We start from the raw sequence: 16,266 nt of genomic DNA on the forward strand, positions 1-16,266 counted from the left end.
ATCCCGATGATCTGGCTTTCCGTGAATCTGGACGTTTTCATGCAAAATTTCCTGTCGATCCTGCTGCTAGAAAATTCTACCTTGAACAACCGCTAATTCTCGGGGGGACTACCAACCGGCGCTGGCCATCAACTGCTGAACACGTTTTCCAGCCAGTGCAGCTCGTCGGAAGACAGGTCGTCCCATTGCCCGCTCTGCACCTTACGAGCGACACCAACGCTAACCTTTGAGGGCGTCTCATCCAGCAACCGAACTGGGTTCTCCGCCATCTTGCGCCGGGTATGGGACATAAGCTGCTGGGCTAGGTCTTCGCACATTTCGTAGCGTGCGAGCAGCTCGTGTTCGGTCAGGCCAGATACGAACTGATCCCCGATGCGCCGAAGAAGGAGCTTGGGTTGAGTGCCTGTGATCGTACCCGGCACCGGTTGCCGCGGAAAGGCGCCCGAAGTTTCCGCCGTCATTGCAGCTCATGCCTTCCCGCGTCGCAAACTTTGCGTCGATTCCCCGATCTCGGCCCTACAGCGCGTCCCCGGGCGCAATAATCGCCATCGGTCACACCTGCACCTCGTTCAACGGGCTACCCGGCAGCGGCGATATCTGCGCCGAGATGACAAACCGCCTGAGCCTCTCCCACGCCTCGGTGTAACGGAACCTCGGCACGCTGCCCACGATTTCATCGTTGCGTCGCAGAACCTGCCCGATTGCCGGAAGCCACTGCGCGTCTACCTGCCAGTCGCGTCCCCGTGACGCCTCCCGGATGCTTTTGTCCAACCCCATCTCGACCTCCAGAAACAGTGCAAGATCGGCTTCAGAACAACTCCCCTCAAGCAGGTAGAACGTCATGTAAAGGATTCTCAGCAGGGCCGTCATCGTGTCCGCGGTGCCGTGTCCGTTCCTCATGAGCACGAGTGACATGTGATTCTCAAGAGAGATCTGCTTCACGGTGCTTGCCGGCAGCGGCAGGAGCATCTCCTTCGTGCGCGTTTTGCGCGCTAGGCCTTTTCTCGTCATTTTGTATCGACGTGTTATGGAAGCAATACAGTCACTATTGCTGGATCGTCGCACCCTTGAGCAGGCCACCGGTGAACTGGGCGGCGGCCTTTTCGAGTGCAAGCGCCTGCAACTGCTGACGGATCGTATCCTTCGCCTGATTGAAGTCCGGCACCTGCGTCGGCCGCTTCGCGTCGAGCTTCACGATCACGTACAGTGTGCCGCTGCCCTGGACAACCGGAATCGCCTGCGGTGTCACCGCACCGGCCGGCAGTTGCGTGATCGCCTGCGCAACCGGCAGCGGCAGACCCTGTGTCTTGCCCTCTGCTACTGGCGTCTTGAAACTCATCCATGCCATCTCGCCGCCTGCTGCCTTGCTCGGCGCCACACTGTACTGGCGGGCAAGTGCATCAAACGCGGTACCCGCCTTCAGTTGCGCAAGTACTGTATTCGCCGTCGCGTCGTCCGCTACCGCGATGATGCGCGGCTTGTATTCTTCCTTGCCCAGCGAACCGACGATGTCGTCATAGCGCGCCTTCACCTGCGCGTCGGTGACCGTGTCCGGATGAATGTTGTCCTTCAGGTAGAGCTGCGTCTCCGTGTTGACCTTCGCGGCGTTCACGGCCTCCAGCACTTCAGGCTTCGTATCGTAGTGCTGCTTTTCGGCGTTCTGGCGGAACAGTTCACGCGCGATCAGTTGCTGCCTGATCGCCTGACGGACCTGCGGTGTATCGGGTTGTCGCGACGCGCGCAAAGCGTTTTCGAGTTGCGCCTGCTCAATGGGCACACCGTTGACGATAGCAACTGTGCCGGCCGGCAAGGCGCCCAGTGTATCGGCGGCATGGACCCGTTGCGTCGTACCCATGCCTAGCGCAGCGGCAGCGAAAGCAGTGATGCACAAAGCGTTGATACGTGAACCTAAGTGAATAGTCTGTTTTGTCATGACAAATATTTCCTAGAAGTTAAGGTTGGCCGTGGCCAGCACGAGCGTCGCCCGCGAGCCAAGGCTGGCCGGTTGGGTCAACGCGCGACCGACGGTGAGCTCTCCCGACACGATCCACTGATGCCACTGCCATTGCGCACGCAGGCCCGCGCCAGCACCGGCTAGCGTGGGAAATCCGGACACTGCAACGAGGCTGGCCTTCCCTGCATCGAGAAAGAGATAAGGTTCGATCCGGGCGTCGTGCCATGCAGGCATGTTCACCCACGCGATCTCGTTACGCGAGTAAAACCCCCGGTCGCCCACGATCTCGCCAGACCGGAAGCCCCGGATGGTGTCCATGCCGCCCAGGTAGAGCTGCTCGGAGCCATATAGCGCGACATTCACGTACTGACCGCCTAGCACGCCCCGGTACGCGAAGGCCGCACTACCCAGCTTCGGCAGAGGCAGCGTAAAGTTCGCTGTCGCATCAAGCTTGGTGAACTGGCTGTGTGCATCGCTCCGTGCAATGCCATCCGCATCGTGATCCGCCTCAAGCCACGGCAGTCCCTGGGAGACACCTGCATCGAGTGTCACGTTGCCCGCCGCGTCATTGAGCACGAACTTGCGCAACCAGTTGCCCCCCACCCGCAGTACCGCGATGTGCTGTGGGTCGAGGTCGATGTCGTTTACTTGACGATCCGTGCGTCGCCACGACAACGTCGCATCGATGTTTGTCGTCCCTGCAAGCGTGCGATCAAGCGTGTAATTCCAGCCGAGGATGTGGCTCAGCGTACGGCCGTATTCGAGCGCGGTTGTGCCAATCAGTTGCTGGTATTCCGAGTCCGAAAACGTATAGCTGAACGTGTTGCGTCCAAACGGCACCGCGAGCGATCCCACCAGCGCGTTACTATCCAGACTGTCAACGAAGTTCAGACTGAGCGATTCCTGCAGTCCGATCACGTTGTCCGCCTCCACCCCCGCACGGTAACGCGTCGCCCCGGTCGCCTCGCTGCCGTAATTGTCGACTCCAAAGGAGTAATACAGGCGGTCCCCCGGCTGGTTGTTGATGGCAACAATCGAGTCACCCGGACTCTGGCCGGGCAGGATCTGCACTTCCGCCTGATTACGTCGGAGCCGGTTGATCTGCGCGACACCCTGATCGAGGTCGGCCAGGTTCAGGGCATCGCGCGGCGCCGCGGGAAAGGCCCATTCAGTGCCGGCATCGGTGAACAGGCCACCTCCGGCGGATGCTTCGTCCTTCTTCAGCCGGTGAAACGGTTTGCCGTTGATCGTGTACTTCTCCACACGGCCGACCTGCACAGTGATCTTCAGCGTGCCCGATTCAAGATTCTGGGGCCCGAGGTACGCGCGGGTCGTGACGAAGCCTGCCTTCACAAATGCATCGGTCAGCCGCTTGAGCAGAACGTTCAACCGGTGCGAGCCGAGTTCGTGTCCGGAAAACGGCGTGACAATCGTCTCCAGCTTTGACGGCTTGAGCACAGTGTTGCCCGTCACCTCGATCCGGTTGATCCTGAACGTGGGGCCGGTTTCTGCGATCTGGTCGATGGGCGTATCGAGCGGAATGTCGAGTGTCTGTCCCGTGTCCGCCGGCACCGCAATGGAAGCAGGTGGCTGTGACAGCGCACGCTGCGCCGCCTGTGCACGCTGCTGGTCGATGATCTGCTGCGCGGGATCCTGGATCGGACGGCCGGCAGGCAGGGGGGGCGCTCCTGGTGGTGGCGTCTGGGCGTGTACAGGTGCACCCGCAAGAAATACAACCGGCACGCCCAGCAGCGCGAGCTTGCGCAGCGGGGTTCGAGGTGCTCGCTGCATCATCGCCACCACCAGCTCGTCAGGCCGAGATGTTCGCCGAGTTGCACGGGTGTTGTCGAAGGCGCACGCATGGTCGTGATGCCCCCGGCAGCAGAGACGCCTTTCCCACCACTGATATAGCCGGCGTCGATCACGCCGTCACCTGTGAGCGTGACCTGCCCGTCTGCGGTAAAGCCGCCGCCGACATCGGTTGCAATGATCTCGGCCCAGGTGCTGCCGAAGAAGGCCTTGAAGCCACTGCCCTGGTTGATCGCCGAATACCCCAGCACGCCCTGCGCCCAGGTCGTGGGTGCGTTCACCGTGAGATTCCCGAGTGCAAAGACGTTACCGCCGATATCGCTCGCGCTCGTCCCCGCCTTGAGCGTGATGTCAGTGCCCGCCTGGACTGCGCCGCCATACGGTGTCACGTCGCTCGACGCGCTCGCATGACAGACGATCCAGCAGGTTCGGGAATAGCTGGCCTGACCCGCGAACACCGCCTCGTTGAGGAATGCCTGCTGCGCGGTAATCGTGACTGCCGCATTGTTCGACTGGATGATGCCGCCGCTGTTCGTGACGTTGCGGCCGGAAATCGTCACCGGCCCTCCAGTGGCGGCGATGTAGGCCAGTTGACCGGGTTCGGTGACAGTGCCGTAGTCGACATCGAAGCCCGTCGTGTTATGCCTGAAGAACAGGAAGCCGCTGCTGCGCGAATACGCCACCGGTTGTGCGCCATCGATAGCGGTGCCCGTATGGTCAATCATGTTGAGCACGTCGCCCTGCGCCACCAGACTCACGGCCTGGTTGGCGAGTATCCGGGCGTTGTCGTTGGTGATGTCGCCCGGCGTGGTGAGCGAGGTGGATCCGTTCGCCGCGAAGATGATGCCCAGGTTCGCCGGGCTGGATGCGTTCGTGATGCTGCCGGTGGCTGTCAGTGTCACGTTGCCGCCGCTCGTAGTGCCGTCAGACGCTACGTTACCGGCCTGGATCAGGCTACCGGTGCTGGAGATATTGCCGGAACTGGTCAGACTGACCGCGTTGCCTCCTGTGAGGAGGGACGGGCCAGTCGCGTCGTCGACAAGCGTGATGCCGTTCGCGTTGACCGTGACGTTGCTGGCAGCGCTTAGCTGCGCGCCCTGCAACGATAATGCCCCCGGCGTGGTGAGACTGATGTTGCCTTCCGCCTTGATCGATCCGTCGGCGACACCGATATCGCCTTTTGACGACACCACCACATCCCCTGCGCTGGCGTAGATCTGCCCCATATTGCGCACGCCTGCGCCTTGGTCGGTGACGACCAGCTGAACGCGCCCTGCTGTCAAACCTCCCAGCGCAGTGATGTCGACCGCGATGCCCGGGTTGCTTGCGCCCGATGAGGTTGAGTTGACGAGCCAGTCGTGGCTATTGTCGGTGGGAGAGAGTCCCGTATCGTACTCGTTCACACTGTCGCCGATGATCGCGCGAATGCCGCCGGTGGAGCTCGTATAGCTGTTGGTCACCGGTCCGTTCACGGCCAGCTGTTTAGCGATCAGATCGAGATTGACCAGCGTGCCGGAGAGGCCGCCCGCACCGATCGTGATTGTGCCGCCGTTCGTGGTCAGCACAACGTTGCGCTGGGTCACGCCCGGGGCCAGCGTCAGGTCGTTGAAGCTCACCTGGCCGGTCGACAGGACTACGTGCCCCGTGTTGACGAAGCTTCCGCCATCGACCGTGATGCCATTCGGGTTCGCCAGAATGACGTTCGCATTCGGGCCCAGCACAGTAATAGGCCCCTGGATCAGTGACGGGTTCGTGCTGGTGACCTGATTGACGATTGTGCGGGCGTTGATGCCTGTGTTGTTCAGGTCCGCGCCGGCGGAGGTCACATTGAAGGACGAATAGGTGTTGTTCGAGACGCCGCCAACGGCGGGAGCCAGCCCGACCGTCTGGTGGCCCGAAGACGATGTGCTGACGCTGGTAGCGGTGCCGACGTCGGGAACGATGCCGGCAGCGCAAGCGCTTCCGCCTAGTATGGCTAAAGTCGCAGGTACAGCAACCGCCAATAGCGCGCGGGATGGATACAGCGTGCGCATCGTCCCCTGTTTTCTCGTTCTCAAATTCTTCCCCGATTGCTGCTGTTGGTCTTTTGCTCTATGTGCTGGCGGCTAGATGTCTGTTTGATTAAGACACAAGGACTGTTCCAATACCCACATGCTGGACGCTCGGCCAGAGACAAGTTGCGCAATTTGAACTTTCACGCAAGCCGAACAAATTCCTGGTGCTTAAGTCGCCAAGCTACCCTTCGTTGCGTTCATGCGCATCGGCCCCTCCATCTGATTGGGTTGCGCCGCTGTTGGTCCCGTTTGAACCGAAATGAACTGAAGCACCAGACAGCCTAAGAGCAATGCTGCACCCGAGACACCCGCTAATTCGCAAATTTCAGCAATCACCGTGGAATACGATTTCTGATCGCACCTAGAATCACACAACGACTGCAAGCGATGGTTTATTGGTCGCCGCCTCGAATATACATTTTCCCGAAAAATTGATCCGCACCGCCACAACTACCGGATACGATGATCAAGCATAAATTCAAATTTATCGATGTAATTCTCAAGTGGCCTAACAGGAAGCCATTCGTGCGGCACATACGGACTATCCACTTTAATCTGGTAGCCGTGGCGCCACGCGAGTTTACAGTAGATAATACTTGGGGTACAAAGCAAATCCTTCGTATATCCGCCTTCCAACGCTCCTCGTCTTGAGATTGATTTTGGTGAAACCAGTTGCTCAACGATAGACGTCATCTCTGCAAGATCCCCCCTCGCCAAGGCGAGATAAAAATGATGATCGATAAGAAATTTCTTCTCCCTGCTCCCCTGCGGGGGGCTAGCAATAATGCGCTCACATCGATCACCCAAGATGTCCCATTCACCGCGTATGGCAAGGAAAAATTGCTTTGTCCAAAAATCGAACTGCTTTACATTGTCGACTCTTTTTTCGTTAAACGAATCATCGATAGTAGCGTACCAATTAATCAGGCTGGAATTATCTGACACAAGCGAGAACATTCCATGCAATGCCAGCCCTTCAAATGCGTGATCATTTGACTTTCCGGCATAAGGTGGATGTGCAAGTACATAGTCAAGCTTCGCACGCACGTAAAACCAGTTTTTTAACGAATCCACATTGCCGTTTTCGAACCAATCTGCTATTGCACTTGCTTCCGAAAAACTTCGCACAATTCTCAAGCTTCCACTCGGACTTCCGCTGTTCGAAGCAATGTTGACGAGCGACTGCTCTAATACCCCATCGCTTAAGTAAGAATCGCGATGTGCGATAACGTGAGAAAGACGAACCAAAGCTTCATTCGTTGATGGCAATCTAGTCACGCAACCTCCTTCAATGAACATTCACGGGAACGATCACCACATTTTGAGTCGATTTATTCACACCTGCAACAGCGGTATACAGGTTTCCATTGCTCAGGGCCCTCTGCACCGCAGCCTTCGCTGGTGAACTATCTGGCAAATTAGCCAGAGTCGCCTCAATCCAGTCCTGACTTAGCTGCATGCCGGCTTGACTCGACCCCAATGAGATACCGCCACTGTTCATTTGCTTCGAGTCAACCACTACCGTTATGCTTCCATTAGGCGATTGCAGAACCTGATCAAATCCGTTATTCGAACCATATTTCCCACCCGGTATTACATCGAATCCCCCGCTTTCACTGACGGAATCAATAAGCGATTCTGTCAGCGCACCGGACTGGTCACCATTTTGCACGATTTGCTGCACCAAATCCTGCTGTGCGGACGTCAAATCTTGAACAACAGCACCGCTTTGGTTAATCTTGGTACCGTTAATAAAACCTCCGTTTGTGGGCTCCACTGGGGCACCTGTCGCCACCGCATTAAGCGCCTTTTGCGCGCTGCTGTTGGGCGCGCCGCTCCCGCTCGAAGTGGTCGCACCAGTCGCCGATGAAGTGCCGCCATTAGTCCCGTCGTTTCCGTTGTTGCCGCTCGAGAAAGTCGTATTACCTGGCGCATAGCCCGCCGAGGAACTTGGCGCCGCCACCGCCGTGCATGCCAGAGGTATTTCGGCGCACGCTATTTCCGCGATCACCGTCGTTACCATGGCTGTGCCATTCATAGGCGGCTTGGGTCCGTTACCCCAGTCACCGAGCTCGTTGTTCGCATCGGTCGGCGAGCTCTTCCCGTAGTTCCGGTCTAGTAAGGTAGTAAACTGATCTTCTACGCTCGAAATCCCCTGCTGCATCTCGGCGGCCAGGACCTGAGCGAGCGTCAAGGCCGAGCCCACGAGCCCCCCGGTTTTCGCAGCAGTTGCGGTGTGACCGGCATCGTTGTTCAATGCCTCGTTCTGCGCCCATGTCGCTCCTACCTGACCGTTGCCGCCCGCAAGCTCTGAGGCACCGCCTCCAGCCAGGATAGCGAGCGCAGCAAGCGCAGCCGATTGACCCGAATCAAGCGGCGCGCCGCTTGGGTCCATCGCTGCAATTACGTCTGGACTGATCGCCGCGCTTGCGGCTGCACCCAAGGCACCGCTCGCACACCCGGTCCCCCCGGCCGCACTCGCCGCACACCCCAGCAGAGCATGGGCCAGCACATACTGCGGCGAATTCATCGGCATCGGCGAGCCGTCAAGACTTGCCTCATTGCCAATCGCGTATGCAGCAGCAGCAGCCGTATCCGACACCGCATCGTTGCGCAGATTCGTCAAGAAACTGCCGCCACCGAGCAGGGTCTGGCTACCCGCCTGTATGACCGCTTCCCCGGCCATTGCATCGCCCTGAGTCAGCAGCGTACCGGCCGTCGAAGTGCCAGCCTGCGGAACCAGCGTATCGCCGACGTTCTGCACACCCGCGAGTGCCGCAAGACTGTCGGGATTACCGGCTGACAATGTAAAGCCCAGGCTACCATCATTGAATGTGATTCCATTCGTCAGCCCCGCTGTCAGGAACGCAGAAGCGCCTGCGGCAAGCATCGAACCCACGCTGAAAGAGCCGTTTCCGAATGCGCTCTGGCTCATCGCGCTGTCCATCATTCCGCCCACTGCGGCTGTCGCAGCGATATTCCCCAGTCCCGCACCGACGGCAACTCCGTCGACAGACGTGCCAGCCGCAGCGAACATTGAACCTGAACCCGCCGTTGCACCCGCCGTCCCACCGATCGCGGCAGAGGCTGCGCCGGCCGATCCGATCGAGATCACTGCGATCACCGCCATCATGAACAGATCACCCAGGCCGAAGCCGGAATCGTCAGCGATCAGCGTCGTGTTGAGATTGTTGCTGACGGTGCTCTGCGTGAAGCTGCTGCCGAGCTGGCTCTTCAGGTTCGAGAGCAGTTGCGTAGTGGCCGCCGTGTTCGCACTGCCGTCGGCATTAACCTGCTGGATCGCGCCACCGATGTCATCGATCGCCTGCGCGTTCATGTTGTAGTTGGCAGCCGACATGAAGCCGCCCTGCTGCACCACTGTACCCGTGGTGACTTCAACGCCACCCTCGACCTCGTTGTAGATGGTGCCGATGTTGGTCGAGCGCTCTTCGTTCGTGAGCGTCCCGGTGTTGACTGTCAGGTTGTCAGCGCTGATCGAACCCGTATTGAGGATGCTGTTTGCGTAGTTGAGCGTGACATTGGTGCCGCTGATTTCGCCGTCCGCACTCACGGATGCGTAGTTCTGCGGCAACAGTACTTCCGGCATCAGCGCCTGCACGGTCGGGCACACGCCGTTACCCGTTGCCGTGCATCCCGGCTCGGGAACGGTTTCCTCCGTGTACCAGAGCATCGGCTCGTTGACCAACGCAAGCTGCGCGGCGCTCAGTTCCGTACCCAATGCGATGTTGTTCTTCTCGGCGTATTGCAACGCCGCACCGTAGAGCGCCTGCGTGTCCTGGTTGTCGATCGACGTCTGGCTCGTACTGTCGGTCGCGCTGGTCGTGCTGTAGAAGCTCGCCTTACCGGTCGCCTCCAGCGCCGCCTGCTCAACCTGCTGTGCCTGGGTATACGGGTCGTAATAGAACTGCGTGGTCGACGGCTGCAGGCTCGCAGGCAGTGCCGACAGCAAGGCTGAAGGTCCCAGGTCGTTGATGACCTGCGAAGCCGGGCTGCTGACAAGATAGCTCACCGTTTCCGTCTGTCCGCCAACGGTCGTCTTTACAGTGGTCGCCACTGGCGAGCTCATGCTGCCCGTCGTCGGTGCCACCGGCTTGCCTACTGTCTGCACACCAATCGGGGTAGTTGACGGCAGTCCTGCGGCCCCGGTCACCGAGGTCGACTGGCCAGAAAGCGTCGTCACGAGACCGGCATGATTGACAGAAGTCGTCGCGCTGGCCGGCACCGCAGGCGGCCCTAGCGAGATCACCTGACCCGAGATGGCCGGGGGCGGTGTATACACATTCGGGTTCGTCAGTCCGTTGACGAGCTGCGAGCCGGTTAGCGCCACGGACTGACCGATCACGTTGCCGGTGTTGGTGAGCGTCGGCGAGTTCACCGAGAGGGTGTTGCCGGCCTGGATCGTCGCGGGCACGAAGTCCGGAAGGCCGACCACATCGGGAAGGCCTGCCGGATCCTGCGCATTGCCGCTGCTGTACGCACTGCCATAGAGTGTCTGGCACAGCGACGGATTGTTCGCGCACCCCCAGGCCGGATACGACGTCCCGTAGTGCGTGAGATTACTGGCCCAGTACGCGTAAAGGTACTGGTTATTGCTCCCCGCCGTGCCGCTCGCGTTGATGGTAACGTTGTTCAGCGCGGTGACAAGACTACCCGTATTGCTGAAGCTGCCCGCCGTCAGGTTCACGTTGTGGTTCGCGGTGATCGTCGCCGGGGCCGCGGACTGCACGTCGACGTAGGCCTCGCAGTTACTGGTGCACCCCGTGAAAGGCGTTGCGCTGCCGTAGTTCTGATGAATCTGTGCCGGTGCGGCAATCGTGTTCGTCAGCGTGGCAGCATTGATATCCACGTCGTTGCCACCGGCAATCGCCCCGGACGTATTTGTCACGCTGCCGGCCTGCGTGAGATTCGTCGGCGTCGTCGAGGAATCGCTTGCCGTTGTGCCCGCCCCACCAATCGCAACATTGCGCCCAGCGGCCAGCGTGCCGTAAGTGTTGTTGACGGTATTCGCGGCGATCACGATGTCGTTGCCGGCCGTCACCGTGCTGTTGGTCTGCTGGTAGCTGTAAGTCTGCGAATTCGGATTGGTAGTCGACAGCGACGAACAGCCAGCGGAGTAGCCCGAGGCACACCCGGCCGTAGTGGTCATCGTGCCGGTGTTGGTACCCTGGTTCGTGAAGCTCGATGCGGTGATGTTGACGTCGTTGCCAGCCGCCAGCGTCCCGGCATTCGTCAGGTTGCCGCCTGACAGGTTCACGTTGTGCCCTGCGACGATCTGGCCTGTCTGCCCCTGCACGCTGATTGAAGACGAGGTAGACAGTGGCGTCACCGTTCCAGGCGAGTTCAGCTGGATGCCCGCCGGGTCGATATATGTACCTACCGTATAGCCGTTCAGGGCATTGGGACCGTAAAAGTTATCCCATATCTGGATGGTGGACGGCGCCTGCGACAGAAAGCTGTTGATTGAAGCCAGCGAGACTGTATCGGTCACCGTCGAACTATAGGTCGCCCCTCCGTTGGACAGCGATTGGACATTCAGGTTGGCATCGTTGCCTGCGCTGATGGTGCCGGCCTCGTTGCCCAGACTGTTTGCCGTGAGATTCAGGTTATGGCCCGCGGAAATGACCGATACAGAGGACGATGGCTGTCCACCCGTCGTCGTGGTCGTCTCTGTCGCAACCGGCAGCGCAACTGTCATGGTTGCCGTGCCGGTCCCAGCGTTCTGCGGCGTCTGAACGAACCACTGCCCACTGATTTCCACAAAGGTGATGGAACCCGATGTGGCAACCGGGGAGGTGTCGTTCAGGTAGTCCGGCGACAGTGCCTCTGCAAGCGTGACGGTCTGTGGGGTCGCGGTGACCGTGCAGCAGAAGCCGTTTTCTGCGCCATACAGACTTGCACTGTCTACCGTGTCCGACCCCACCACGAGCGACATGACGAGCGCCGGGTTGTTGATGACCGTGGTAGTCGTGGTAGTCGTTGAGGATGACGCCGTGGAGTTGTTGACGTTATTCGCACTGATGCCGAGATCGTTCGTCGCAGCGAGCGTGCCAGCTACGTTTGTCAGATCGCCTGTCAGGTTGATGTTCAGGTTGCCACTGCCCGCAGGGCTGCTACTGTTGCCTGCTTTCGTCACTCCGTTCGAATTGTCGTAGCTCCCACCGGAAATGTTCAGGGTGTTGGCGGCCTCTACAGTCCCCGCATTCGTGCCCGACCCATTGAGCGTGAACAGGTTGTTAGCCTGCATGGTCGCGCCAGCCTGATTCGCGAGCGACCCATTGATGGTCAGGTTGCTGGCGGTTACGGTGCCCGAGTTCGTCACTGCGCCGTTCAGGGCCAGCGTGCCAGTGCCCTGATTGATCGTCCCCGAATTCGAGATGCTTCCCGCTGTCACGGTCACGGCAGTGCCCGGCAGCGTCCACGCACCGCTGTTGCTGATCCCCTGCACCGACAGGTTAAAAGCGCTGCCGCCGTTGAGCGTGCCGTAAGTCGCCGCCGACGGATCGATCGTCTGGTTCGGCAGGCTCACCGTCAGGATGTTCTGGGCGAGGATCTGGCCGTTTGTGTTCGCGAAGCTGCCGTTGCCGCCATTCACCGTTACATTGACGTTACCGGTCTGCGCGCTGGTATTGCTCACGTCGCCCGCAAAGATCATCCCGTTGCTGTTGTTCAGCGAGTTCGTCGTCAGCGACAGCGCATTCGTCGCCAGCAGCCCGCCGGAATTGGTCGTGCTGCCCGATACGTTCAGGCTGTTCGTCGGCCCGTAGATCGAGCCACTGTTATTCAGGTTTGCCGCCGTGACCGCCATCGTCTGCAGCGACGACAGCGCACCCTGGTTCGTCACCGTCGAGCCCGACACGGTGAGATTGCCCGCCGCCTCCTGTGTGCCGACATTGGTCACCGTGCCACCCGCGAGCGTCGCATTGCCCTGATACGCAGCGGTACCGCCGGTGGTGAGGCTCGTGGTTCCCGTGGCGCTGTAGGTTCCGCTGATCGCCGCATTGGCGGTTGTGACCGTTGCACCGCTTAGCGTCGCGTTGCCCGTCACACTCAGTGCCGGTGCACTGGGATTAAACGCCGCATTCAGTTGTCCGGCAGACGTGTCCAGGTTGTTCGTCGCGCTTGCCACCAGGTTACCGCCGACAGCGAGCCCCTGGGTCGCGATGTTGCTGCCCGTCAGCGTGGCATTGCCGGACACGGTTGTCTGGCCGCCCAGCGTCATGTTCTGCCCGGCGTTCAGCGTTGCTGCGCCTGCAGTCGAAAGCGTGCTGGCCGTGCTGAGGTTGCCGCCCTGCGCATCGAGGTTCAGGTTACCCAGGCTCTGCACGCTGCCCTGCGCGCTCACGCTGGTGCCCGCGGTAACCCGCATGTCGCTGCCAGAAAGGTCGTTGCCCGTCAGCGTGGCGCTGCCACTAGTCGCGCCAAGTGTTTCCGTGCCGACCGCTGTCGTTGCGCCAACGGACAGGTTCTGTGCCGCGGTCGCACCCAGGTTGTTTCCCGTCTGGATCGCACCGCTCATCAACAGGTTGCGCCCCGCCGTAAGCGTCGTATTGTTCGCGACACTGACTGCGCCGCTCCCCGTGAGATCGCGCCCCGCAGTCACTGTGGCATTGCCGGTGCCGTCAACCTCAAGGCCGCCGTTCAACGCTGCATCGCGCGTGGCCGTGATCGTCGTGCTCTGGCCGCTATGAACCTGACCCGCAACCGTCGCGTCCTGCCCGGCGGTGATCGCAACCGTACCCGGGGTCGTCAGCGCCCCGCTAACCGTCACATCTCCCGCGCCCGAATTCAGGTTCGCATTCCCCTGACTCGATACGGTGCCACCCAGATTCACGCCCTGCTGGCCGCTCGCGGAGAGCGCTCCGGTCGTCGTGACGTTGCCCGTCGTGGACAGGGTGCCGCCGGTTGCGCCAAGACTCATGTCCCCGACTGACGCTACCGCGCCCTGGATCGTCGCATTGCCACCGGCTGCGACTGTCAGCGTCGAGCCGCTGGTGACATTGCCGCCCAGCGTGGCATCCTGGCCCGCCTGAACCGTAATCGCGCCGGGAGCCGTCGCATTACCGGCGAGCGACACGTTGCCGCCCGCCACCGCCGTCAGCGTACTCGCGCCCTGGATCGATCCGCCGAGCTGGATGTTCTGCCCTGCATCGAGTGACACTGCGCCCTGTGACGATGCGATTGCGCCTGTCCCGCTCAATGAGCCGCCCTGCGCGGTGATGGCAACCAGCCCCTGCGCCTGCGTGATGCCGTCGAGGGTAACGTTCTGGCCGCCCAGGACAGACAGCGTGCCATTGGTCTGCAGGTTGCCGCCAACCTGTGCCGTTCCGGTCTGCGCGGTCAGCGTGACGTCCCCGACGCCAGCCACAGCGCCGTTGACGGTCGCGTTCTGGCCAGCGGTCAGGACGACGGTGCTGCCACCCTGCACCGCGCCGTTCACCGTCAGGTTCTGCCCCGCACTCGCCGTGATCGTGCCCGGTGCCGAAACGGACTGACCAAGCGTCAGGTTGCCCGTTGTCGCCTGGAGATTGAGTGTGGTGCCGGAAAGTGAGCCGAGCGACATCGAACCGCCCGCCAGCAGGTTCACGTTGCCGCTGGCCGTCACCGATGCCGCCGAGACATCGCCGCCCGCGGTCATGGAAGCATTCTGACCTGCCGACACGGAGCCAATGGCATTGATATCGCCATTCGCGGTCACCGTGTAGTTCTGGTTCGCGAGCCCCGCCCCCCCGATTGTGACGCTCCCTCCGGTCGTGCCCGTGCTCGCCAGCGTCACGTTCTGGTTCGCGAAGGTATTGCCCACCGTGATATCGCCATTGGAGGCCACGTTGACATTTCCCGCGGTCGCAGCAAGCGCGCCCTGCGCATTGACGCCCATGCCTGCCGAGGTGGACACGATATAGATCTGTCCGCTCGTGACGGAGCCGTACTGGTTCGCGTCGATTGCGGTGTTGCCGTTGCCGATCGCCGTTGCGGTATTCGCCGTACCGTTGGATGCGGTGCTGTAGGTCGTGCCGGTGGAATCCGATGCGCTCGGGCTGACAATCTGGTTACCCGCAATCAGGTTCACACGCTGATCGGCGAGCAGGGGCGCGTTCAGGTTGATCGTCTGGGCAATCACGTCGATATTGCCGACCGTTCCCTCGATACCTGCGCCCGGACCGTTTACACCAGACGGCCCGTTGATCGTGATGTTTCCTGACGTGACGTTGTAGGCCAGCGCACCCGCGTTCGCAAAACTGGTCGACGTGCCGCCCACACCCGTCAGAAACTGCGGCGTCCCGGTAGTGAGCACCAGTCCCGGCACATTCGTAAGCGAAAGTCCGTTGACTGAAATTCCATTCGGATTACTGATGATAACGTTTGCCGGCGAGCCGAATACCTCCAATATTCCAAGCAGCGCCGAGGCGGAGCCCGTTGATGTCACCTGACTGACGATCGTGCTGGCCGCGCGGCCAGCCAGATTCGGATTGGCGCCCAGCGTCCCGCCCAGCAGGGGCGTACCCGAAACCAGGCTGTTGTTCAGCACCAGCCCGCCGCTATCCACATTGAAGGTCTGGAAGCTGTTGATGCTGATCCCGTTCGAATTAGGTGCAGCAATGTTGACGGCCGGTACGCCCGTGCTGGTCTGGGTAATCGTCGGCTGGAACTGGATCGGTGCGCGGGGGTCGACAATCGGTGCGGCCTGCGCGACTTCATCGGACAGCACCAGAAGCGGAGCCAGATACATCACAACCGCCATGACCGATGCGGTCGCCCGCATCCACCACGGCCGGCGTGCATCAACGCGCAACACGGCATTTGCAAAGCGCGTTGCTTCGCGTGCTGCGTCCCGTTGCCCCAGACGCAGGAAGATTCGTTGACCCGGTCGATTCATTTATTGTGAGCTTATTCGTTCTAATTGGACTGCTTTACCGACACTTTAAAGGACGCACCCGATTTGCAATGTCAGGACGTGTCAACTTTACAAAAATTGATAATTTGCCAGGCATGTCACGCATGAAATCGCATCCGCATGTGATGTGCGACTGTGTCGGCTGGTGATTTATCTGCCACGCGCGGAGCCTTAAACGCTTACTCCCTACGTTCTGTTTCGGCAAATCCGGGGAAAACTTTAGGAACTTTTTGAAATATTATCCTTGCCCATACCAGTTCTGCCAATGTCGGTATACTGCACAGCGAATCCATTTTCGGTGAAATATTTTGTAAGGAATTTCCTAATCCAGGGATCCTCAAATCCTTATTGAATTCAGATACGGCACACATCCATTACCTTCAATGCATGCATCATGAATAAAGAGGTATTTAAAGCACCAGAATCTTCCGGCCGCTACCCCTGCCAAGCGACCGAATGCGTGCAGTTGCTGAGTCCTTGAACGCTGTCCTTGTGCCTTTCATAGCCTCTCTTTTGTCGGCACAGCCATCCTGGAT

General features: G+C 60.2%; 7 protein-coding genes. All 7 read right to left on the bottom strand.

The features are described 5' to 3' along the window. Positions 1 to 128 precede the first annotated feature (128 nt). Positions 129 to 461 (bottom strand): hypothetical protein, encoded by a 333-nt coding sequence (locus tag FFS45_RS35815; protein ID WP_137959365.1) that lies wholly within the window; start codon positions 459 to 461, stop codon positions 129 to 131. A gap of 91 nt (positions 462 to 552) precedes the next feature. Then, the gene (locus FFS45_RS35820; protein WP_249363063.1) at positions 553 to 969 is read right to left on the bottom strand and encodes a hypothetical protein; all 417 of its coding nucleotides are present in this window, start codon (positions 967 to 969) and stop codon (positions 553 to 555) included. Between the two features lie 76 nt (positions 970 to 1,045). Beyond that, complete coding sequence (locus tag FFS45_RS35825; RefSeq protein WP_137959393.1) at positions 1,046 to 1,855, bottom strand: peptidyl-prolyl cis-trans isomerase; 810 nt, start codon at positions 1,853 to 1,855, stop codon at positions 1,046 to 1,048. Positions 1,856 to 1,945: 90 nt separating this feature from the next. Beyond that, complete coding sequence (locus tag FFS45_RS35830; RefSeq protein WP_249363064.1) at positions 1,946 to 3,748, bottom strand: ShlB/FhaC/HecB family hemolysin secretion/activation protein; 1,803 nt, start codon at positions 3,746 to 3,748, stop codon at positions 1,946 to 1,948. Beyond that, positions 3,745 to 5,796: a filamentous hemagglutinin N-terminal domain-containing protein gene (locus FFS45_RS35835; protein WP_137959395.1), complete on the bottom strand. Its 2,052-nt coding sequence runs from the start codon at positions 5,794 to 5,796 to the stop codon at positions 3,745 to 3,747. Before FFS45_RS35835 ends, FFS45_RS35830 begins: the two co-directional genes overlap by 4 nt. A gap of 471 nt (positions 5,797 to 6,267) precedes the next feature. Beyond that, complete coding sequence (locus tag FFS45_RS35840) at positions 6,268 to 7,095, bottom strand: Imm49 family immunity protein (protein WP_171029846.1); 828 nt, start codon at positions 7,093 to 7,095, stop codon at positions 6,268 to 6,270. 10 nt (positions 7,096 to 7,105) lie between these two features. After that, entirely contained in the window at positions 7,106 to 15,712 is an 8,607-nt protein-coding gene (locus FFS45_RS35845; RefSeq protein ID WP_137959367.1) for a filamentous hemagglutinin N-terminal domain-containing protein, read from the bottom strand. Between the last annotated feature and the right edge of the window lie 554 nt (positions 15,713 to 16,266).

This window comes from Burkholderia sp. 4M9327F10, assembly GCF_005503145.1.
Taxonomy (GTDB): Bacteria; Pseudomonadota; Gammaproteobacteria; order Burkholderiales; family Burkholderiaceae; genus Paraburkholderia.